Here is a 19,838-nt window from a genome sequence, read left to right as displayed (position 1 = left end):
GAACTCAGCCGCGCAGCCCGACGGTCGCGATCGACGAGACGAACTTGTTCTGGAAGATCACGAAGAAGATCAGCACGGGCAGCGTGACCAGGGTGATCGCGGCGAAGATCACGGCCGCGGAGACGCCGCCGCGGACGTCGGAGAGCAGCACCAGCCCGACGGGCAACGTCATGTTCTCCGGCGAGGAGAGGAAGATCAAGGCACCGAAGAAGTTGTTCCAGGATGCTTCGAAGGCCAGGATCGCCAGCGCCGCGATCGCCGGCGCGGACAGCGGGACGATCATCCGGAACAGGATCCACAGGTGCCCCGCCCCGTCCACCCGTGCCGCCTCGTCCAGCTCCCGCGGGATCGAGTTGAAGTACTGGCGCAGGAAGAAGATCTGGAACACGTTGATCAAGGTCGGCAACCAGAGCGCGGCGATGTCGTCGACCAGGGCCAGGCCGCGCATCAGCACGAAGACCGGGATGATCGTCAGCTGGACCGGCACCATCAGGGCGCTCAGCAGCACGATCATCAGGCCCCGGCTGCCGCGGAACGGAAGCCGGGAGAAGCCGTACGCGGCGAGCACCGAGAAGAGCAGCGAGAAGGAGATGCTGGCGGCCGCGACCAGGATCGAGTTCAGCGCCATCCGGCCGAGCGGCACCAGGTCGTCGATCGCCGCGTAGTTGGCCGTCGAGAACGGGATCGGCAGCCAGTTCGGCGGCACCGTGAACGCGTACGACGGCTCCGTCAGGCTGGTCACGACGAGCCAGATCAGCGGCGCGATCATGATCAGACCGATCACGACCAGGACCAGGCTGCCGAGCGTACGGCCGAGCGTGCGGCGACTCATGACTCGTACACCCATCGCCGGGACAGCCAGAACTGGAGCGCCGTGACGGCCATGATCACGACGAAGACGACCAGCGCGATCGCCGAGGCGTAGCCGACCTGGAACGCCTGGAAGCCCTGCTCGTAGAGGTACATCACGATCGACTTGGTCGAGTTGTCCGGGCCGCCGTTGGTGATGATCTTCATCGGGTCGAAGATCTGAAACGCGCCGATGAACGTGATCACGGTCGCGAAGAACAGGGTCGGCGACATCATCGGTACGGTGATGTTCCAGAACACCTGCCAGCGGCTGGCGCCGTCCACCCGGGCCGCCTCGGTCAGCTGCGGCGGTACGGTTTGCAGGCCGGCCAGCATGATCACGAAGGTGTAGCCGATGGTGTGCCAGAAGTCGATCCCGATGATCCCCGGCAGCGCCCAGGCCGGATCGACGAACCAGAGCGGCGCCTCGACTTCGATGTGGATCAGCATCCCGACCTGCTTCAGGTAGTACGACACGAAGCCGAACTCCGGGTCGAGCACGTACCGCCAGAGCAGCGACACCGCGGCCCAGGAGATCAGGAACGGGAAGAAGATCGCGGTCCGGAAGAAACCGGAGACGATCCGGTTCATCTGCCGATTGGCCAGCAGGGCCAGGAGCAGCCCACCGACCACATGGGTCACCACCGAGGCGAACGCGAACAGGAACGTGGTCCCGAAAACCTTGCCGATCATGGGATCCGCGACCAGCCGGGCGTAGTTGTCGACGCCGGCGAACCGGGCCGGCGTGATCAGGTCCCAGTGCAGGAAGCTGTAGCCGATCGCGACCAGGAACGGCCCGGCCACGAAGATCAGGAACCAGAGCAGCGCCGGGCTGACGAAGACCCAGCCGAGCCAGCGCTCCAGGCGCCGGCCACGGCCGGCGGGTGTTCGGCGGGTCGTGGTCTCGGTGGCGGCGCCGGCGATCGCGGTCACAGCAGGGCTCGCAGTCGTTCGTTGGCGTTCCGCAGACCGTCGACCACCTCGCGATTGCCGGTGATCACGCTGAGCCAGGCCTCCTCGATGATCGTCTGCGCCTCGGGGCCCCGGTCCGGGGACGGGATCGGCGTCGCGTACTCCATGGAATCGAAGAACAGCTTGCTGCCCTCCGGCGCGTTCTGCAGGAACTCCGGACTGTTCGCGCCGGACCGCCGCGGCGGGACGCTGGAGCCGGTGGCGAAGAAGCTGTTGCACTCACGCGAGACCAGATACTTGAGGAAGGTCCAGGCCTCCTCCTTCTTCCGGGACTCCTTCAAGATCGGGAAGGCATTCCAGCCGACCGGCGTGCCCGGACCGACCTTGGTCGGCCAGGGCAGCACCCGCAGTCGATCGACGAGACCGAGCTCCTGCAGTTCGCTGAGCACCCACCGACCGGCCGGCAAGCAGCCAAGCTTGCCCCGGGCCAGCTGCGTCTCGGCCTCGAACTCTCCGCCGGGCTTCGGGCTCAGGCCCTCGTCGACCAGGCTCTTGGCGAAGTGCGCCGCCTCGATCGCCGGCTCGCTGTCGAAGGTCGGGACGGTCCAGTCGGCGTTGAACGTCGAGGCGCCGTTGGTGGTCAGCCACGGCATGACACAGACGAAGTACGCCTCCGACACCGGCACCAGGAACGCGCCGAGCCGGTCCCGCAGGGCGATGCCGGCGGCCCGGAACTCCGCCCAGGTCCAGTCCCGCTCCGGCGGCTCGATGCCCGCCTTGCGGAAGGTGTCGACGTTGACGTAGAGCGCCATGGTGTTGAACCCGCCCGGCAGGAAGAACGTCGTGGTGCCCTCGGCCGAGCCGTACCGCAGGTTGTAGTCCTTGAGCGTGGGATTCAGGTCGGCGTAGAACTCGTCGATCTCGGTCCGGTCCCGCTCCATCCACGGGTCGAGCGGCTCCAGCAATCCCTTGCTGGCGAAGATCCGCTGGCCCTCGGTGGCGATGTCGACGATGTCCGGCGACAGCCCGCCGGCGATCCGGGTGGTGATCGCGTTGGCGAACGTGGCCCAGTTGTCGGCCGGCACGTTGGACGCCTTGAGCTTGATCTCCGGATGCAGCCGGTTGAAGTCCGCGAACAGCTTCTGGTAGCGCGGCAGCGACTGCGCGTCGCCGTAATACATGAACTTGACCTCGTCGCCGCCCGGGCCGCCGGGCGAGCACCCGGCCAGACCGGCACCGGCCGCCGCGCCCCCGAGCAGACCCAGGGCCCGACGGCGGGTCAGGGTCGTGCGACTCGCGCTCGGCGAGGACACCGCAGACCACCCCTTCGGAACACTCGCTGGTCCTTGATCAACTTCAGCCATCGAAGCAGCTGAAATCGATTTCGTCAAGGTTCCTGGGAGAGCGGCTCACATTTCGGGGTACGGGAGCGTCTACCGGGCATGGATCTCCAACTGAACGACAAGATCATCATCGTGACCGGCGCCTCGAAGGGCATCGGGCTGGCCACAACGCGCCGGTTGGCCGACGAGGGCGCCCGCGTGATCGCCGTCTCCCGGACGCCGAGCACCGAACTGGCCGAGCTGGGTCCGCGCGTGCAGCACGTCGCCGTCGACCTGGCGTCACCGGACGGACCGGCCGAACTGGTCCAGGCCGTGGTCCGCGAGCACGGCCGGATCGACGCGGTGATCAACAACGCCGGCGGACCGCCGCCGGGCACCCGGATGCCGGTGTTCGGCTTCCTGGGCCGGACCGACGGGGACTGGCAGTCCATGATCGACTTCAACCTGCTGTCCGTGGTCCGGCTCTGCCGCGCCGCGATCCCGGTCATGATCGACAACGGTGGCGGTGCGATCGTCAACGTGAGCTCGACCCATGCCCTGGTCCCGTCGGCGATCAACGTCGACTACGGCGCCGCGAAGGCCGCCCTGCGCAACCTGACCCAGGCGCTGGCCGAGGAGTTCGGTCCGCAGGGCATCCGGGTCAACACCGTGACGCCGGGTCCGGTGCTCACCCCGTGGTGGACCGATCCGGGCGGCGCCGCTGACGTACTGGCCGAGCAGACCGGGCGAACCCGGGACGCCGTGATCACCGAGCTCGCGCCGGAGTCGATGTCCCTCACCACCGGCCGGCTGGCCCACGCCGAGGAGATCGCCGACGCCATCGCCCTGCTCGCCTCGCCCCGCTCCGGCAGCACGATCGGCGCGGAACTGGTGATCGACGGCGGCCTGGTGAAGACCGTCTGACCCGGCCCAGGCGCGCCCGTCGGTTTTTCACGTTAACGTGAAAAACTGGCGCTTTGCCACGGAAACTTCCTTGGCAAAGCGCCAGGAAACCTTGTGAAGTCAGGCACCTTCTCTGATCACCACGACGCCGCCGGCCGGAACGGTGCCGGGGTGGGCGCGACCGGTGAGCAGGTCGGTGCCGGTTGCAGTGAGGTTGCGCGGGGCGTCGTCGTGGTTGATCCCGAACAGGTAGCCCTGGTCGCCGTGCCGGCGACGGACCAGCTGGAGTCCGTCGTCGGCCGTCGCGACCACCGGCACGTCGGCCCGCTCGAGCAGGTCGTCGATCAGAGCCTGAAGGTCGTCGTCGGTCGGCCGGGTCGCCAGGTAACTGGCGGCACCGCTGCCGACCTCCCGGCGGGTGTACGCGGGCGTACCGGCCAACGGGCCGTCGGTGTAGTGCGCGATCCCGGTGGCCGTGGTCGGCTGCAGCAGCTCGGTCCACGATTCGGCCGTCCAGCCGTTGTCCAGGGCGCGGGTTTCGCCTTCCAGCAAAGGGAAGAACTCCTCGCCACGGACGCCGAGCAGGTCGCGATAGCCACCCGGATAGCCGCCGGTGATCACGCGGCCGGTCTGGTCCGCGATCCCGGAGAAGTACGTGATCAGGACCTCCGCGCCGGACTCGACGGCGGCGGCGAGACGCTCCGCGAGGCCGTCGTAGGCGAGGTGCAGCATCGGCAGGATGATCAACCGGTAGCCGTCCAGCGGGGCGTCCGGCCGGACCACGTCGACCACCCGGTGCCGCCGGGTGCAGGACCGGTGCAGCACCGACGGCAGGTCGAGCGGGTCGAGTTCGACGGTCGGCTTGCCCCAGGACCGCAGCGCCCACTGCGACGCGTAGTCCATGATCATCGCGACCCCGGGTTGATCCACCGTGCTGCCGCGCAGTTCGGCCAGGGACCGCAGATGATCACCGAGCCGGACCGCCTCGCGCCACACCTTGGTGTCGGTGCCGGCGTGCGGCACCATCGCCGAGTGGTACTGCTCGGCCCCGGCGGTCGACTGCCGCCACTGGAAGAACATCGCGCCGTCGGCGCCGCGGGCGACATGGGTCAGGCTGTCCCGGATCAGCTCGCCCGGCGCCTTCGCCCGGTTCCGCGGCTGCCAGTTCACCGCGCTGGTGGAGTGCTCCATCAGCAGCCATGGCCGGCCCCGGCTGACGCCGCGGGCCTGGTCCGCCGACAGAGCCAGCGACCAGTGCCGGTGCGGGTCGTCCGCCGTCGTGTAGTGGTCGTTCGCGACCAGGTCCACCTCGTCGGCCCAGGCCGCGTAGTCGACCGGCGCCAGGGTCGGCTTCACCATGAAGTTGGTGGTGATCGGGACGTCGGGCGTCAGCCGGCGCAGCAGGCCGCGCTCATGCCGGTAATGATCAAGGAGCACGTCCGAGGAGAACCGGTGGTAGTCCAGCACCAGGGCCGGGTTGTGGTTGCCGCTGATCGCCCGCGGCGGCGGTACGTCGGAGAACTGCAGGTAGTGGTGGCCCCAGAACGCCGTACCCCACGCCTGGTTGAGGGCCTCGATGTCGCCGTAGCGCTGCTCCAGCCAGCGCCCGAACCCGGCCGCGCAGGCGTCGCAGTAGCAGCGCCCGTTCTCGTTGCCGATCTCGTTGCTGACGTGCCACAGCCGCAGTGCCGGATGATCGCCGTAACGGTTCGCCAGCGCCTCGACGATCTTGGTCGCGCGCTCCCGGAAGATCGCCGAGCTCGGGCACCAGCCGAGCCGGGCGCCCGGGCCGTTGCGGCGCCCGTTCGCGTCGACGGTCAGGACCTCCGGGTAGCGGCGCAGCAACCACGGTGGCGGACCGGCGGTCGGCGTCGCCAGCGCGGCGCCGATCCCGGCGCCGGCCAGCCCGTCCAGCACCCGGTCCAGCCAGCCGAACCCGAACGTGTCCTGGTCGACCTCGAGCAGGCTCCAGGCGAAGATGCCGACGCTGACCACCGAGACGCCGGCCTCGGTCATCAGGCGCAGGTCCTCGGCCCAGACCTCCTCGGGCCACTGCTCGGGGTTGTAGTCGCCGCCGTAGCCGAGCCCGTCGGCCAGCCAGCGGAAGGTCCGTGGCGCCGCCAGGTCCGCCGCGGCGCTGGTGAACTCGCCCGGGACGGTCATCGCGGTGCGTCCAGCCATTGCCAGGTGGCCGGCAGCGCCTCGGCCAGCGGAGCCAGGTCCGGGTGCCACTTCCGTTCCCACTCCAGCGACTGCGCCCAATCCGGGTCGATCACGTCCATCAACTGGGCGATCGGGTAGTCGCCGGTGCCCGGGAACACGGGCCGGAACTCCTGCCGCGAATCCGTGTCCTTCACCTGTACGTAAGCGATCCAGGGCCGCAGCAGCTCGATCGTCTCGGCCGGTGTCTCGCCCGCCCGCCAGGAGTGAGCGGCGTCCCAGATCACCCGGATCGGATGATCACCGAGCCGGTCGTCCACCGCCTGCATCAGCCGGGCCAGCCGGGCACCCGCGGAGTGCGAGTCGTGCAGCTCGACGAAGATCGACACACCGAGTTCCCGGGCCAGCGCGGCGGCCGGCTCGAGCCGGTCCAGCGCGGCCAGCTCGCCCGCGGTCAGCTCCGCGGCTCCCTCCCGGTCCGGGTCGCCGGGGAACACCCGTACCCCGTCGGCACCGAGATCGGCAGCCAGCCGGAGGTGCGCGGCAAGATCATCGTCGACGTCCTCCAGCCCGCAGATCCGCACGTACGAGGCCACGCACAGTACGTGCAGCCCGGCCGCCGTCAACTCGTTCCGCATCGCGGCGCGATGATCATCGTCGAGTCCGGTGTGGACGACCTCGTCGATCGCGGACCGCAGTTCGACCCCGGTGCAGCCCGACTCCGTCGCCAGCGTGATCACCTCCGGCAGGGTCGCCCCGGAACAACCAAGCGTCGAGAACGCACGCATCGCCATGATGGGTGATCCTAAACCGCCGGAAGTTCCGATCTGGATTCGGGCCGGTTCCCGGCGGCTGGCACAATCGGTACGTGACCGAACCGAGCGAGACCGACGTCCTCGTCGTCGGCGCCGGTCCGGCCGGCTCGGCGGCCGCCGCGTGGGCCGCCCGGCAGGGGCTCGAGGTGGTTCTCGCCGATGCGGCGGTCTTCCCGCGGGACAAGGCCTGCGGCGACGGTCTCACCCCTCGCGCGATGGCCGAGCTGGACAAGCTCGGGCTCGGCGACTGGGCTCGCGGCCACGTCACGAACCGGGGCCTGCGGGCGCACGGTTTCGGGCAGGTGCTGGAGCTGCCCTGGCCCGGCGGCTCGCTGCCCGGTTTCGGGTCGGCCGTGCCCCGGACCGAGCTGGACGACCGGATCCGGCAGGCCGCAGTGGACGCCGGCGCGGTTCCCGTCGACGGAGCCCGCGCTGTTGACGTCACCCGGAACGGCAGCCGCGTCTCGGACGTGATCTTCACCCGGGCCGACCAGTCCACCTGGACGGTCCGCTGCCGCAGGCTGGTCGTCGCGGACGGCGTCCGCTCCCCGCTCGGCCGGGTGCTCGGCCGGACCTGGCACCGCGAGACCGCCTACGGCGTCGCCGGCCGCAGCTACGTGGACAGCGGCCGCGACGACGAATGGATCTCCTCCCACCTCGAGCTCCGCGGCGAACGCGGCGAACTGCTCTCCGGCTACGGCTGGATCTTCCCGCTCGGCGGCGGGCGGGTGAACCTCGGCGTCGGCACTCTGGCCACCGCGAAGCACCCGGCCAACCTCCAGCTCCGGCCGCTGATGGAGTTCTACGCCCGGCAGCGGCGGGACGAGTGGCAGCTGGGCGACCGGCTGGCCGAGCCGAAGTCGGCCATGCTGCCGATGGGCGGCGCCGTGTCCGGCGTCGCCGGGACCAACTGGGCTCTGATCGGCGACGCCGCTGCCTGCGTCAATCCGCTGAACGGCGAGGGCATCGACTACGGCCTCGAGACCGGGCGGTTGGTGGCCGACCTGCTGGCGTCCGAAGCTGATCTTGCCGAGGCGTGGCCGGCCCTGCTCCGTGATCATTACGGGAAGCCGTTCTCGATCGCCCGCCGGTTGGCCGGCTTGATCACCGTGCCAGGGCTGCTGGCCCGGCTCGGGCCGATCGGGATGCGGTCCCGGTTCCTGATGACGATCGCGCTGCGGGTGATGGGCAACCTGATCACCGACGAAGATCACGACCTGGTCGCCCGCCTCTGGCGGCAGGCCGGCCGGGTGTCCTCCCGCTTCGACCCGCGACCGCCGTTCGCGCCGGCCTGAATCAGAAGCCGGGGCTCGGCGCTTCGGCCGAGTGCTGTCGGCGCGGTCGTGACCGGGCGATCAGGATCAGCAGCAGGGCGAGGCTGATCAGGCCGATGATCACGTGGGCGACGACGGTGCCGAGGCCGTCCCAGCAGGCGTGCAGGATCACCGCCAGAACGAACGCCCCGATCGCGAGCAACACCGCTCGGCCCTTGTGCCGGGCCAGGGGCACGTGCCACAGCGCGGCGACAGTGAGCCCGGTCCAGGCGACGTGACCGGCCGGTGCCAGCAGGCCGCGCAGCAGCAGGGTCTGATCGACCGCCGCGATGCTCTTCTCCGACAGCAGGGCGTTCAGCCCGTACCCCATCGTCTCCAAGGTCGCGAAGCCCATGCCGGAGGCGATCCCGATCACCACGCCGGCACCGGGGACCAACTGCCGGCGCGCCGCCAGCACGAGCAGGATGATCACGGGCACGATCAGCTTCGCGGCCTCCTCGATCAGCCCGACCATGATCATCGGCAACCCGCCCAGCGCCCGCATCGCGTCGTACTCGAGCGTGCCCGCGGTCACCGTGCCGAGGATCCCGCCGGTCAGAGCGGTGAAGACCACGAGGCCGGGCGCGACTCCGGTCCGCGGTCCGGCACCCCAGGCGAACACCAGCACGGTGATCGGCACGGTCACGGCACCGACCAGCACCAGCGACGGAAAGAAGTTGAGATTCTCGGTGTCCAGCATGGTCCGCAACAGCAACAGGTACGCCAGCACACCGGCCGCGAGGACGAGCACCCACGCAAGCCGCCGCAACCAGGTGTCCCGGCCGCCGTCGGCCACCCGGCCGGACTCAGAGATCGCCGCCGTCATGACCCACCCTCCGTCGATCCGATCCCCGCGGCACCATCATGGCACCGCGCAGCCGTGACGGGGAACGATCAGGGCCACCAGGCCTGAGGAAGTTGCTTCCTGATCGTCCGGTCCTTGGTGATCAAGGGAATGTCCGTTGCGGCAGCTTGCGCTGAGATCAGCCGATCGAACGGATCTCGGGTCCAGTCGAGGGTCGCCGCGACGGCACAGATGAGCGCGGCCGGCGGATCGCTGACGATCATCTCGAGCTTGGGTACGAGCTCGTCGATCACTGTCTTGCCTGGAACCTTGATCCTCCCGACCTCGTAGAGGTATTGGAGTTCCAGGCTGACGAACGGCGAAAGAACGAGCGCGTCGGATTCGAGCCTGCGGCGAACCTTGACCGGGAGCAGTCGTTCGGGGTCCTCGTAGAGCCACACCACGACGTGTGTGTCGAGCAACGTCACGGACGCCACTCCGCCGACCAGTCGACGTGCACCAGATCGTCGGGGTCGCCGTCGATGGCACCGGGGTGCGGCGTGAGTCGCGACAGCTTGCTCACGTTGTCGGCGACCACGATCCGCAATCGCCGACCGCCTCGCTCGATCTCGAGGGGCGTGCCCGTATCGAGCACCTCATCGAGCAGCCGGTAAACGTTCTGCCGAAGTTCCGATGCGCTGACCGCCATAGCTCCTCCTCGTACGTACTCGATGCTATCACGTACGTCCGATCAGGGGGTGATGATCAACTTGCCCCGGGTGTGCCCGGCGCGGCTGAGGTCGAAGGCCTCGCCGACCTGGTCCAGCCCGAAGGTCCCGGCGATCTCGACGGTCAGCTTTCCTGCCTCTGCCAACGCTGCGAGCCGCGCGGTCTCGGCACCGTCCGGCCGGACCCAGACCACCGAACCGCCGTGCTCCAGCACGGAACCGTCGGCGATCGAGACATGCCGACCGCCCTCACGCAGCACGGCCAGGGTCGCCTCGAGCTGGCCGCCGACGAAGTCCGCCACGGCGTCGACACCGTCCGGGGCCAGCGCCCGCACCCGGTCGGCCAGCCCGTCGCCGTATTCCACCGCGTCCGCACCGAGGCCGGTCAGGAAATCGTGGTTGCGGGCCGACGCGGTGCCGATCACCCGGGCCCCGCGCGCGACAGCGATCTGGACCCCGAGGCTGCCGACGCCGCCTGCCGCGCCGTGGACCAGCACGGTCTCGCCGGCCTTGAGCTCGATCCGGTCCAGCGCCCGCAACGCCGTACCGCCGGCGAGCGGCAGGCCGGCTGCCTGCTCCCAGGACAGCGCGGCGGGCTTCCGCGCCACGTGCACGGCCGGGACCGCCACCTGTTCGGCGAAGGTCCCGGCGTGCACGACATCCTTCCGTGCGTACGCCAGGACCTCGTCGCCCGGAGCGAAGTCCGGTGTGTCCGGTCCGACCGCGATCACCGTACCCGCGACATCCCAGCCCGGGATGACCGGGAAAACCGTGTCCAGCAAGGGATCCAGGCCGCCGGCGAGGACCTTCCAGTCGACCGGGTTCACGCCCGCGGCGTGCACCTTGATCAACACCGAACTCGGCGCCACCTTCGGCGGGTCCACCTCGCGGACCTCGAGGGTCGAGTTGTCGTTGCTGTAGGCCGAGTACGTGACGGCGCGCATGATCATCCTTTCTGTTGGCCCTTCGACAGGCTCAGGGCGCACGCCGCCCGGATTATTCCCGGCGGGCTCAGATCCCCGTCTTCCCGTATCCCTCGGGCATCCGGAACGGGCAGTAGAGCTGCATCTGTGGCGCCACCCTGGCCTGCGCCACCCGGAGCGCCTCGATCGGCGATGCCGAACCGAGCTTGATGCTCTCCTGCGCGGCGAACATCGCCTCCCACCAGACCTGACTGACCGGGAAGGGCGGCCGCGACGTCGAATAGGACAGTTGGTCGATGAAGAACTTCGCGTCGGCGAACGCTTGATCACCGAGCAGGTCCCGATAGGTCGGCAGCTCGCCGGTCTGCGGGATCATGATCGACTGGCCCTGGCGGCCGGCGTAGAACTTCATGAAGTCCCAGGCCGCCTTGGATTTCGACGATCCCTTCGGCATCACCAGTGAGAATCCGCCGGACCAGGTGTAGATCGGGTCGTTCGGATCGAACACCGGCAGGTTGGTGTAGCCGAGCTCGAGGTCCGGCGAGTACTTCTTCACCGAGGTCCGGTAGTTGTTCGTCTGGATCACGAAACCCTGCTGCTGACCGAGGAAGGAGGTCTGCGCCGGCGGATGGTTCGGCGGCTCGTAGGTCGCCTTGAATGCGTCCACCCGGTTGTAGTCCTTCTCCCGGGTCCATTGATCAAGGTAGACGTACGCGTCCAGGATCGGTTGCGCGGTCAGGTCGATGCCACAGGTCTCGTCGTCGAAGAAGCTCGCCCCGTTACCCAGCGCGTAGAGATAGCCGGAGCCCTGGTCGGCCCACGGGATCAGGCCCAGCTGGGCGTAGTTGCCCCGGCTGTCGGTCTTGATCAACTGGTCGCTCAGCTCGTCCAGCCGGGCCACCGTGGGCGCACCGTTGGCCGGATCCAGTTCGTCCAGGTCGATGCCGGACTCACGGAGCACCTTCTTGTTGTAATAGAGGACCCGGGTGTCGGTGGACGTCGGCAGTCCGTACGTCTTCCCGTTCAGCTTCAGCTCGTTCATCGCGAACGGCAGGTACTGGTCCCGCAGGTCGTCGTCCTCGTACTGCTCGATCAGGTCGTCGATCGGCTCCAACAGGCCGAGCGCCGCGTACTGGGCGCCACTGAAGCGGTCCATCCACCACAGGTCGGGCGCGGTGCCGGCCCGGACCGCGGTGATCACCTGGGTCGCGTCGCCGGTCCCGGAGGACGGCACGTTGTTCACCGTGATCTTGATCTCCGGGTGTTCCTGCCGGAACGCGTCGACGACCTGGGTCTCGTACTGCCGGGTGCTGCCGCCGACGCCCCAGACCAGGACCTCGTTCTCCCCGCGCTCCGGTCGGGTGCAGCCGGACAGGACGCTCCCACCACCGACCGCAAGACCCGCCGCTGCTGCCCCGGTCAGGAATCCTCGCCGATTCATCATTTGAAGCCTCCCAGGGAGATTCCGCGGATGAAGTACCGCTGGAACACGAAGAACAAGATCACCAACGGCAGGATCACCAGGACCGAGGCCGCCATCAGCTGGTTGAACTGGATGTCCTCGGACTCGGTCTGCCGGAAGCTCTGCATGCCGATCGACAGCGTCTGCACGCTCTCGTCCTGCAGATAGATCAGCGGACCCATGAAGTCGTTCCAGGCACCGACGGCGGCGAAGATCGCGACCGCGGTCAGTGCCGGCAGCGCGTTCGGGAAGACCAGCCGCCAGGCGATCTTCCACTCCCCCGCTCCGTCCACCCGGGCCGCATTGAGCATGTCCCGCGGGATCTGCAACAGGAACTGCCGCAGCAGGAAGGTGTAGAAGGCGCCCGCGAACAGATGCGGTACGACCAGCGGCGCCCAGGTGTTGACCCAGCCGAGGTTGGCGTAGAGGTCGAACATCGGTATCAGGGTCACCGGGAACGGCAGGAACATCGTCGCGATCACGATGTAGAAGACCTTGTCCCGGCCACGCCACTCCAAGCAGCCGAAGCCGTACGCGACGACGAAGCTGGACACCACCGAGAAGACGACCGACATGATCGTGATCGCCGCAGTGTTGACGAAGAACCGGGCGAACGGCATAGCGTTGACCGCGTCCACGAAGTTCTGCCAGCGCAGCTCGGCCGGGAAGAACGTCGGCGGATACTGGGCCAGCTCCGCCTCGCCCTTCAGCGCCGAGATGATCATCCAGTAGAGCGGCAGCAGGAACAGGCAGCTCAACCCGATCATCAGCACCCGCGCGATCAGCGAGCTGTACCAGCGTTGCCGGCTGCCGTCCTTGGCCAGCCCGGTCTGTCGGCGGCCGTTGTCGATCTCCCGCCCCTCGTCGTAGCCGGGGCCGGCCTGAGTCGTCAGCGTCATGATCGCCTCCTCAGCCTGAGGCCGTGTCGTAGTTCACGAAACGCCGGGACAGCCAGTAGACCAGGCCGGCCAGCAGCATCCCGACGATGAAGAGCACCACCGCCATCGCCGACGCGTAGCCGAGCGAGGCGTATTTGAAGGCGTTCTGGTAGAGGTACATCATGTAGAACAAGGTTCCGTTGTCCGGAGCGCCGGTGCCGTTGGTCAGCACGTACGCCTCGGTGAACACCTGCAGCGCACCCGAGATCCCGGTGATCAAGTTGAACAGGATCGCCGGGCTGAGCAGCGGCAGCGTGATCGACCAGAACTGCCGCAGCGGCCCGGCCCCGTCCACGCGCGCCGCCTCGTACAAGGTCTTCGGGATGTTGTTCAGCCCGGCCAGGAAGATCAACGCCGCGTTGCCGGCGCCGAGCTGCAGCATCAGCACGATCACGACCTTGGCCGAGATCGGCTCCCCGAGCAGGTTCACGCTCTCCCGCCCGAGTGCGTTGTTGAGCAGGCTGAACAGGCCGAACTGCGGGTTCACGAAGACCACGAAGATGAAGCTCAACGCGAACGCCGGCACCAGCGACGGGATGTAGAGCGCGGTCCGGTAGACGGCCACCTCGCGGACGTTCCGGTTCATCGCCAGGGCGAGCAGGATCGCCACCACCAGGCCGATCGGCACCGCCAGCCCGGCGTAGAAGAGCGTGTTGAACGAGGACGTCCTGATCAACGGATCGGTCAAGATCGTCAGGTAGTTGCCCAGCCCGACGAACGTCGGCGCCAGCATCCCGGAGTAGCGGGTCAGGCTGATGATGATCGAATAGACGAGTGGGTACGCAACGAAGACGGTCACCCCGATCAGCCAGGGCGAGATGAACAGCAGGCCCAGCCGCAGGTTGCGCTTGTCCCGCGCGCTCCACGGTCTTCGAGACCGCGCCGCCGGGCGGTCCCGTGGTGCTTCACCCCCGGCCTCGGGCCCGGCCGTGGGCATGGCAACATCTGTCGGATTCGACATCGAATTCCTCTCCTGGGACGGGTGTGGCCGAAGAGAGTCCACTTCCTGATCACGGGCGTGCGTTCCGCAGCAACGACCGATAGCGTGAAATTACTCCATCACTTGGAGTTTGTCGACACAATGTCCTGACAAGACCGACAGAGACGAGGTCAACAGATCGTGTCCAACCCCCTCAGAGTCGCGGTGCTGAGCTTCTGGCATGTGCACGCCGGCGACTACTCCCGTTCCACCCAGGCTCACCCCGGCACCGAGCTCGTCGCGGTCTACGACGACGACGCCGAACGCGGCGCGGCCGGCGCGAAGGACTTCGGTGTCGAGTTCACCGACGACCTGGACGCCCTGCTGGCCCGGGACGACATCGACGCCGTCACCGTCACCACCGAGACCAGCCGGCACCGTGACGTGATGGTCGCCGCGGCGCGCGCCGGCAAGCACATCTTCACCGAGAAGCTGCTGGCACCGACGGTCGCCGAGGCCGAGGAGATCATCGCCGCCGCCGACGACAACGGCGTGAAGTTGATCGTCTCGCTGCCTCGGCTCTACCACGGCTACACGGCCAAGATCAACGAGATCCTGGCCTCGGGTGCGCTCGGCGAGCTCACCTACGGCCGGGTCCGGCTGTCCCACGACGGCGCGGTCAAGAACTGGCTGCCGGAGCGGTTCTACGATCCGGAGACCGCGATCGGCGGTGCGCTGACCGATCTCGGCTGCCACCCGGTCTACCTGACCCAGCTGTTCCTCGGCGACGACCCGGACACGGTCAGTGCCACGTACCGGTCGATCACCAAGCGGCCGGTCGATGATCACGCCGTGGTCACCATCGGCTACCCGAACCAGCGGATCGGTGTGATCGAGGCCGGCTTCGCCAGCCGGAACCCGTTCAGCATCGAGTTGTTCGGCACCGAAGGCGCCCTGGTCTACAACGACGTCGAGAACGTCGTCCGGGTCTCCGGCGCCGACCGGGACTGGACCAGCCACGAGGTGCCCGAGCACGGCCAGGACGCCTACGGGCAGTGGGTCGACCACATCAAGAACGGCACCCGGGCCGACGACAACCTGGCCCGCGCCGTCGAGCTGACCCGCCTGGTCGTCGCGGCCAACGAGGCAGCCGGCACCGGCCAGTCCGTTTCCTACTCTCACTGATCTCACTGAGGAGCCTTCCAGCATGAGCAAGATCAAGGTCGGCCTGATCGGGGCCGGCGGCATCGCCTCCGCGCACATCCGCGGTTACGCCACCCACAGCGACAAGATCACCATCACGGCGGTCGCCGACGCCGTGCCGGAGACGTTGGCGAAGCGGGCCGAGGAGCTGTCCGCGGAGTCGTACGCCGACTACCACGACATGATCAACTCGGCCGACATCGACGCGGTGGACATCTGTCTGCCGCACCACCTGCACGCCGACGCGATCCTCACCGCGGCCAAGGCCGGCAAGCACATCCTGTGCGAGAAGCCGCTCTGCCTGAACGCCGACGAGGCGCGCCAGGTGCTGGACGCGGTCAGCTCGGCCGGGGTCACCCTGATGAGCGGCCACAACCAGCTCTTCATGCCCGCCGTGGCCAAGGCGAAGGAACTGATCGAGTCCGGCGCCCTCGGCAAGGTGTACGAGGTCCGGACCACCGACAGCTTCTACAACAACTTCGACCCGGCCAACATGGGCTGGCGGGCCAGCAGCAAGACCAGCGGCGGCGGCGAGCTGATCGACACCGGCTACCACCCGACCTACCTGATGCTGCACCTGGCCGGCGGCGTCCCGGTCGAGGCGACCGCGATGCTGTCCACGCACCGGTTGACCTTCGCCGAGGGCGAGGACTCGGCCCAGGTGTTGATCAGGTTCGACAACGGTGTGGTCGGTCAGCTGGTGACCAGCTGGGCCTACACCCCGGCGTCGATCACCGAGCGGTTCTCGGTCGTCGGCGAGCTCGGCTCCCTGTACGGGACCAAGTCGGAGCTGTCGTACACCCTGCGGTCGGGCGAGTCGAAGACCGAGGAGTTCGAGGAGGTCGACACCTTCACCGCGGAGATCGGCCACTTCGCCGACTCCTTGATCAACAAGACCCGCCCGCTGCACACCGAGAAGGAAGGCATCGAGGCGCTCGGCATCATCCTGGCCGCCTACGAGGGTGCCCGGACCAAGACCATCGCCCCGGTGATCCAGGTCTGAGCGACCCACTGTCGCCATGGCTCTTGAGGTGGAGCGCTGCAGGCCGATTCCGGCTTCCGGCGCTCCACCTCAAGTGATTCCGCGACATCCCACCGACTGTCGTTGACTTCGGTCTCCCGGCGCCGGCCGCCCTGCGCCGCCTGAACATGTCCGGACCTCGCCGAGTGTGACCTTGCGGACCTGAGAAATCGATTTCGGCGGTACGTAAGGTCACACTCGGCGATCTTGTCGGTGGGCGCGGGCTCGGGGCGGGCGGGTGGATCCGGCGTTCCGCGGACTGATCGATTGCCGCCCAAGTAGGGTGACCTGCATGGCGAATCCGCTCATTCTTCCGTACGGCGACACCGCACCGGTCATCGATCCGGAGGCCTGGATCGCGCCGAACGCGACGATCGTCGGCGAGGTGACGATCGCGGCGACGGCCAGCGTCTTCTACGGTGCCGTGGTGCGTGGCGACATGGCCGAGATCCGGCTCGGCGCGGGGAGCAACCTGCAGGACAACGTGGTGGTGCACACGGACACCGGGCATCCGTCGATCATCGGGTCCGGGGTCAGCGTCGGCCACGCGGCGGTGGTACACGGTTGCCTGATCGAGGACGACACGCTGATCGGGATGCACGCGACGGTCCTCAACGGTGCCGTGGTCGGCCGCAACTCGCTGGTGGCGGCCGGCACGGTGGTGCTGGAGGGCACGGTGATCCCGCCCCGGTCGCTGGTCGCCGGCGTGCCCGGAAAGGTACGCCGCGAACTGACCGATGCCGAGGTGAGCAAGGTGATCGAGAACGCCAAGCACTACCTCGACCTGTCCGCCGGCCATCGCGCACTGGGGTCGTGATCATGGACGACGTACCCTGGCTGGACCAGCGTGAGCACGACTGCTGGATCGCTCTGGTCAACATCGCGATGCGACTGGAGAGCACGCTGGATTCCCAGCTCAGCAAGGATTCCGGGCTGCGGATGGTCGACTACTACGTGCTCGCGATGCTCTCCGAGAGCCGGGACCTGACGTTGACCATGGGCGAGCTCGCCGCGCGCAGCAACTCCTCGCCGTCCCGGATGTCGCATGTCGTGAAGCGGCTCGAGGCGCGCGGCTGGGTACGCCGATCACCGTCCGAGGTGGACGGCCGCGGAACGCTCGCCAGCCTGACCGACGACGGGCTGGCCACCATCCAGGCAGCGGCTCCCGAGCATGTCCGGCAGGTCCGGCGGCTGGTCTTCGACGCCCTCGATCCGGAGGACCTGGACCCGTTGACCACCGGCCTGACCAAGATCGCGGAACGGGTCACTCCGCCCGTCGCCCGGCGCTCGGTGGCGGACTCCCAGGCGGTCGAGCGGGCCTGAGCCGTTCGGACTAGGGCGCGGTGGCGGTCGCCAGCACACGGCGCAGGCTGCCCCAACGCTGAACGGCCTCCACGCCCTCGTCGTGGAAGGAACGCAGGGCGGGGTCCTCGCCCGGATCGAGGGCGACGGCCTCCTCCCACATCGCCCGCTCGGCGGCCTGCCACTCGGGGCGATCGACCACGGAGACGTCGCCGAAGCCGGCCTGGCCCAGCCCGGCCGCGAGGTCGACCCGAGCGAGGCGGGCCTGCCGCTCCGTCGACGCCTCGCCGCGCGGCTCCCAGCAGGTGAGCACCACCCGACCGCCCGGGGCGAGGACGCGCCGCAGCTCGGCGAAGGCTGCCGCCTGCGGATCCGCGAACTGGATCGAGTCGACGCAGACGATGCCGTCCACCGCATCGTCCTCCAGGCCGGTCGCGCCGAACTCGCCGACCCGGAAGTCGGCCTCCCGGCCAAGATCATCGGCCAGCCGGCGGGCCTGCTCGATCGCGACCGCCGAGTGATCGACGCCGACGTGCCTCGCTCCGGTACGCGAAGCGATCTCCAGTCCGTAGCCGCCGCGGCCGCAGGCCAGGTCGAGCAGCGTCCGCCCCGGCGTCAGCCGCAGTTCCGCGGTCACCTCCGCCAGTCCGTCCCAGGTGAGCAGGCTGGTCGAGGGCAGCTCCGGCGGCAGGCCCAGGTGCTTGCGCTGGATCTCGTCCACCAGCGGCGATTCGGCCATGTTGGCGTACCAGGAGTCGAAGTAGCGGGCACTCTCGGTCGTCATTCCGCAAACCTACCCCGGAGCGCCCTCCTTTCCCGTAGGATCCGGAGATAGTTCGGATCCGTACGATCTCGGGGAGTTGATCATGCTGACGCGACGGACCTTGATCACCGGCGGCCTCGGTGCCGCGACAGCGGTGGCACTGGGCGCCGAGCCGGCCCACGCCGGACCACCACGACTGCCGCGCGAGTACGTGATCAGCACGGCGCCCGGCTTCCAGCCCGAGGGCATCGTCGGCGGGCCCGGCGGCCGCTTCTGGGTGGGCAGTCTGACCACCGGCGACGTCGTCGTGGGCGACCGCCGGCAACCGACGATGAGGCCGTTCGCGAACGGCGCGGAAGCGGGCCGAAGCCGCGCGCTCGGCCTGTCCTGGCACCGCGGCCGGCTCTGGGTGACCCGGCCCGACGGCCTCGACCTGTACGACCTCCGCGGCCGGCTGGTCCAGCAGGTCGAGGTGCCGGACGGTACGCCCTCGCTCAACGACCTGGCCTTCACCCGCGACGCGGTCTACGTCACCGACGACGCCAACGCTGTGGTGCACCGCGCTCCGCTCCGTGGCGCGGGCTGCGGCGAACTGCGGCCGTGGTTCGTCGCGACCGACTGGCATCCGGAGTTCCAGACCGGCTGGTGGTTCCTGAACGGGATCGTCGTCGGCCGCGACCCCGAAGTGCTGCTGGTGTCCAGCCAGGGCCTGGGCAGCCTGATCCGGATCGACCCCGGCACCGGCGCCGCGGCGTTCGTCGGCGTCGAGGGCGCGGCGAACGACTTCTTCGGGCCGGACGGGATGCGGCTGTCCGGCCGCCGACTCGCCGCCGTGCTCAACTACCAGGCGCCCGGCGGCCGGCAAGGCGTCTACTTCGTGGAGCTGAACCGGGATCTGACGGCCGGCCGGCAACTCCCGCAGATCCTGGACACCGGCCTGGACTCGCCGACGACGCTCGCACTCGACCAGGGCCGGATCCTCGTCGTCAACAGCCAACTCGATCATGCTCCGGGCACGCCGCCGTACACGGTGACGGCGTTCCCCGATCCGCGGTCCTGATCAACGGACCTCGTCCGCTGCCTCCTCCAGCCGCCCGATCAGCCAGGTCAGCCGACGCTGGGTCTCCTTGATCGATTTCGGGTCCTGCCGGTCCGTCCAGTGCCGCTGCACCGCCCGCTCGGCCCGCCGGTGCAGCCGCCGGCCGGTCGTCGTCATCATGATCAACGCACTCCGGCCGTCCTCGACCGGGCGCCGTTCGATCAGGTCCTTGCGTTCCAGGGAGGCCAGCAGTCCGGACAGCGTCGACCGCGTGATCCCGAGTCGCTGGCCGATCGCCCCATGGGTCATGGGTCCGGCGGTGATCAACAGGCTGGTCACCGCATACTCGCTCGGCGTCAGCCCGAGCGGTTGCAGGACCAGCCGGAGCAGCGCACCCACCCGCTCGTGCGCGACCAGCACGTCGAACAGGATCCCGATCGCCATCTCGTCGCCCGGATCGTCAACCATGGTTGCGATCCTAG

21 protein-coding genes are annotated in these 19,838 nt (G+C 68.7%); 7 read left to right on the top strand and 14 right to left on the bottom strand.

Annotated elements, in window-relative coordinates:
* Positions 1-4: 4 nt before the first annotated feature.
* The 3 genes from AC6CCG_RS23435 to AC6CCG_RS23425 are packed head-to-tail and all read right to left on the bottom strand — an operon-like array spanning position 5 to position 3,074.
* A complete protein-coding gene (locus tag AC6CCG_RS23435; RefSeq protein ID WP_496657137.1) occupies positions 5-832 on the bottom strand; it encodes a carbohydrate ABC transporter permease in 828 nt (275 codons plus the stop codon).
* Positions 829-1,782 carry a carbohydrate ABC transporter permease gene (locus tag AC6CCG_RS23430; protein ID WP_496657136.1) on the bottom strand — a complete coding sequence of 318 codons (954 nt, stop codon included), beginning with the start codon at positions 1,780-1,782 and terminating at the stop codon, positions 829-831. The genes AC6CCG_RS23435 and AC6CCG_RS23430 overlap by 4 nt, the downstream gene beginning before the upstream one ends.
* Positions 1,779-3,074 (bottom strand): ABC transporter substrate-binding protein, encoded by a 1,296-nt coding sequence (locus AC6CCG_RS23425; RefSeq protein WP_496657135.1) that lies wholly within the window; start codon positions 3,072-3,074, stop codon positions 1,779-1,781. Before AC6CCG_RS23425 ends, AC6CCG_RS23430 begins: the two co-directional genes overlap by 4 nt.
* Positions 3,075-3,203: 129 nt before the next feature.
* Between AC6CCG_RS23425 and AC6CCG_RS23420 the strand changes: the two genes are divergently transcribed.
* A complete protein-coding gene (locus tag AC6CCG_RS23420) occupies positions 3,204-4,007 on the top strand; it encodes an SDR family NAD(P)-dependent oxidoreductase (protein WP_496657134.1) in 804 nt (267 codons plus the stop codon).
* 99 nt (positions 4,008-4,106) lie between these two features.
* Here the strand turns inward: AC6CCG_RS23420 and AC6CCG_RS23415 are convergent, their stop codons facing one another.
* A complete protein-coding gene (locus AC6CCG_RS23415; RefSeq protein WP_496657133.1) occupies positions 4,107-6,167 on the bottom strand; it encodes a beta-galactosidase in 2,061 nt (686 codons plus the stop codon).
* Complete coding sequence (locus AC6CCG_RS23410; protein WP_496657132.1) at positions 6,146-6,940, bottom strand: sugar phosphate isomerase/epimerase family protein; 795 nt, start codon at positions 6,938-6,940, stop codon at positions 6,146-6,148. The genes AC6CCG_RS23415 and AC6CCG_RS23410 overlap by 22 nt, the downstream gene beginning before the upstream one ends.
* A 74-nt stretch (positions 6,941-7,014) precedes the next feature.
* Here AC6CCG_RS23410 and AC6CCG_RS23405 point away from each other — a divergent pair, with 74 nt between their 5' ends.
* The gene (locus AC6CCG_RS23405) at positions 7,015-8,256 is read left to right on the top strand and encodes a geranylgeranyl reductase family protein (protein ID WP_496657131.1); all 1,242 of its coding nucleotides are present in this window, start codon (positions 7,015-7,017) and stop codon (positions 8,254-8,256) included.
* Between the two features lies 1 nt (position 8,257).
* Here the strand turns inward: AC6CCG_RS23405 and AC6CCG_RS23400 are convergent, their stop codons facing one another.
* The 7 genes from AC6CCG_RS23400 to AC6CCG_RS23370 form a co-directional block, all read right to left on the bottom strand.
* Positions 8,258-9,100, bottom strand: a complete 843-nt coding sequence (locus AC6CCG_RS23400) for a PrsW family intramembrane metalloprotease (protein ID WP_496657130.1) — start codon at positions 9,098-9,100, stop codon at positions 8,258-8,260.
* A 68-nt stretch (positions 9,101-9,168) separates the two neighbouring features.
* Positions 9,169-9,546: a type II toxin-antitoxin system VapC family toxin gene (locus AC6CCG_RS23395; protein ID WP_496657129.1), complete on the bottom strand. Its 378-nt coding sequence runs from the start codon at positions 9,544-9,546 to the stop codon at positions 9,169-9,171.
* On the bottom strand, positions 9,543-9,767 hold the full coding sequence (locus AC6CCG_RS23390; protein ID WP_496657128.1) for a type II toxin-antitoxin system Phd/YefM family antitoxin: 225 nt from the start codon (positions 9,765-9,767) through the stop codon (positions 9,543-9,545). The genes AC6CCG_RS23395 and AC6CCG_RS23390 overlap by 4 nt, the downstream gene beginning before the upstream one ends.
* A 42-nt stretch (positions 9,768-9,809) precedes the next feature.
* Positions 9,810-10,730 carry an NADP-dependent oxidoreductase gene (locus AC6CCG_RS23385; RefSeq protein ID WP_496657127.1) on the bottom strand — a complete coding sequence of 307 codons (921 nt, stop codon included), beginning with the start codon at positions 10,728-10,730 and terminating at the stop codon, positions 9,810-9,812.
* Between the two features lie 67 nt (positions 10,731-10,797).
* A complete protein-coding gene (locus AC6CCG_RS23380; RefSeq protein WP_496657126.1) occupies positions 10,798-12,153 on the bottom strand; it encodes an ABC transporter substrate-binding protein in 1,356 nt (451 codons plus the stop codon).
* Positions 12,150-13,070 (bottom strand): carbohydrate ABC transporter permease, encoded by a 921-nt coding sequence (locus AC6CCG_RS23375; RefSeq protein ID WP_496657125.1) that lies wholly within the window; start codon positions 13,068-13,070, stop codon positions 12,150-12,152. Before AC6CCG_RS23375 ends, AC6CCG_RS23380 begins: the two co-directional genes overlap by 4 nt.
* A 10-nt stretch (positions 13,071-13,080) precedes the next feature.
* Positions 13,081-14,046 (bottom strand): carbohydrate ABC transporter permease, encoded by a 966-nt coding sequence (locus AC6CCG_RS23370; protein WP_496657124.1) that lies wholly within the window; start codon positions 14,044-14,046, stop codon positions 13,081-13,083.
* Between the two features lie 183 nt (positions 14,047-14,229).
* Here AC6CCG_RS23370 and AC6CCG_RS23365 point away from each other — a divergent pair, with 183 nt between their 5' ends.
* The 4 genes from AC6CCG_RS23365 to AC6CCG_RS23350 all read left to right on the top strand — a co-directional run bounded on the left by AC6CCG_RS23365 (position 14,230) and on the right by AC6CCG_RS23350 (position 17,575).
* On the top strand, positions 14,230-15,213 hold the full coding sequence (locus tag AC6CCG_RS23365) for a Gfo/Idh/MocA family protein (RefSeq protein ID WP_496657123.1): 984 nt from the start codon (positions 14,230-14,232) through the stop codon (positions 15,211-15,213).
* Positions 15,214-15,235: 22 nt separating this feature from the next.
* Positions 15,236-16,234 carry a Gfo/Idh/MocA family protein gene (locus AC6CCG_RS23360; RefSeq protein ID WP_496657122.1) on the top strand — a complete coding sequence of 333 codons (999 nt, stop codon included), beginning with the start codon at positions 15,236-15,238 and terminating at the stop codon, positions 16,232-16,234.
* Between the two features lie 310 nt (positions 16,235-16,544).
* A complete protein-coding gene (locus tag AC6CCG_RS23355) occupies positions 16,545-17,069 on the top strand; it encodes a gamma carbonic anhydrase family protein (protein WP_496657121.1) in 525 nt (174 codons plus the stop codon).
* A 2-nt stretch (positions 17,070-17,071) separates the two neighbouring features.
* The gene (locus tag AC6CCG_RS23350; protein WP_496657120.1) at positions 17,072-17,575 is read left to right on the top strand and encodes a MarR family winged helix-turn-helix transcriptional regulator; all 504 of its coding nucleotides are present in this window, start codon (positions 17,072-17,074) and stop codon (positions 17,573-17,575) included.
* Positions 17,576-17,585: 10 nt separating this feature from the next.
* On the opposite strand, the gene AC6CCG_RS23345 is transcribed toward AC6CCG_RS23350, so the two are convergent.
* Entirely contained in the window at positions 17,586-18,338 is a 753-nt protein-coding gene (locus AC6CCG_RS23345) for a class I SAM-dependent methyltransferase (protein WP_496657119.1), read from the bottom strand.
* Between the two features lie 82 nt (positions 18,339-18,420).
* Between AC6CCG_RS23345 and AC6CCG_RS23340 the strand changes: the two genes are divergently transcribed.
* Positions 18,421-19,377 carry an NHL repeat-containing protein gene (locus tag AC6CCG_RS23340; RefSeq protein ID WP_496657118.1) on the top strand — a complete coding sequence of 319 codons (957 nt, stop codon included), beginning with the start codon at positions 18,421-18,423 and terminating at the stop codon, positions 19,375-19,377.
* Here AC6CCG_RS23340 and AC6CCG_RS23335 read toward each other — a convergent pair whose 3' ends face one another.
* Positions 19,378-19,824 (bottom strand): MarR family winged helix-turn-helix transcriptional regulator, encoded by a 447-nt coding sequence (locus tag AC6CCG_RS23335; RefSeq protein WP_496657117.1) that lies wholly within the window; start codon positions 19,822-19,824, stop codon positions 19,378-19,380.
* Positions 19,825-19,838: the final 14 nt, after the last annotated feature.

It is taken from the genome of Microlunatus sp. YIM B11417, from assembly GCF_059617205.1.
The sequence above is the reverse complement of the archived record's forward strand: the minus strand, read 5'-3'. Positions and strand labels throughout refer to the sequence as shown.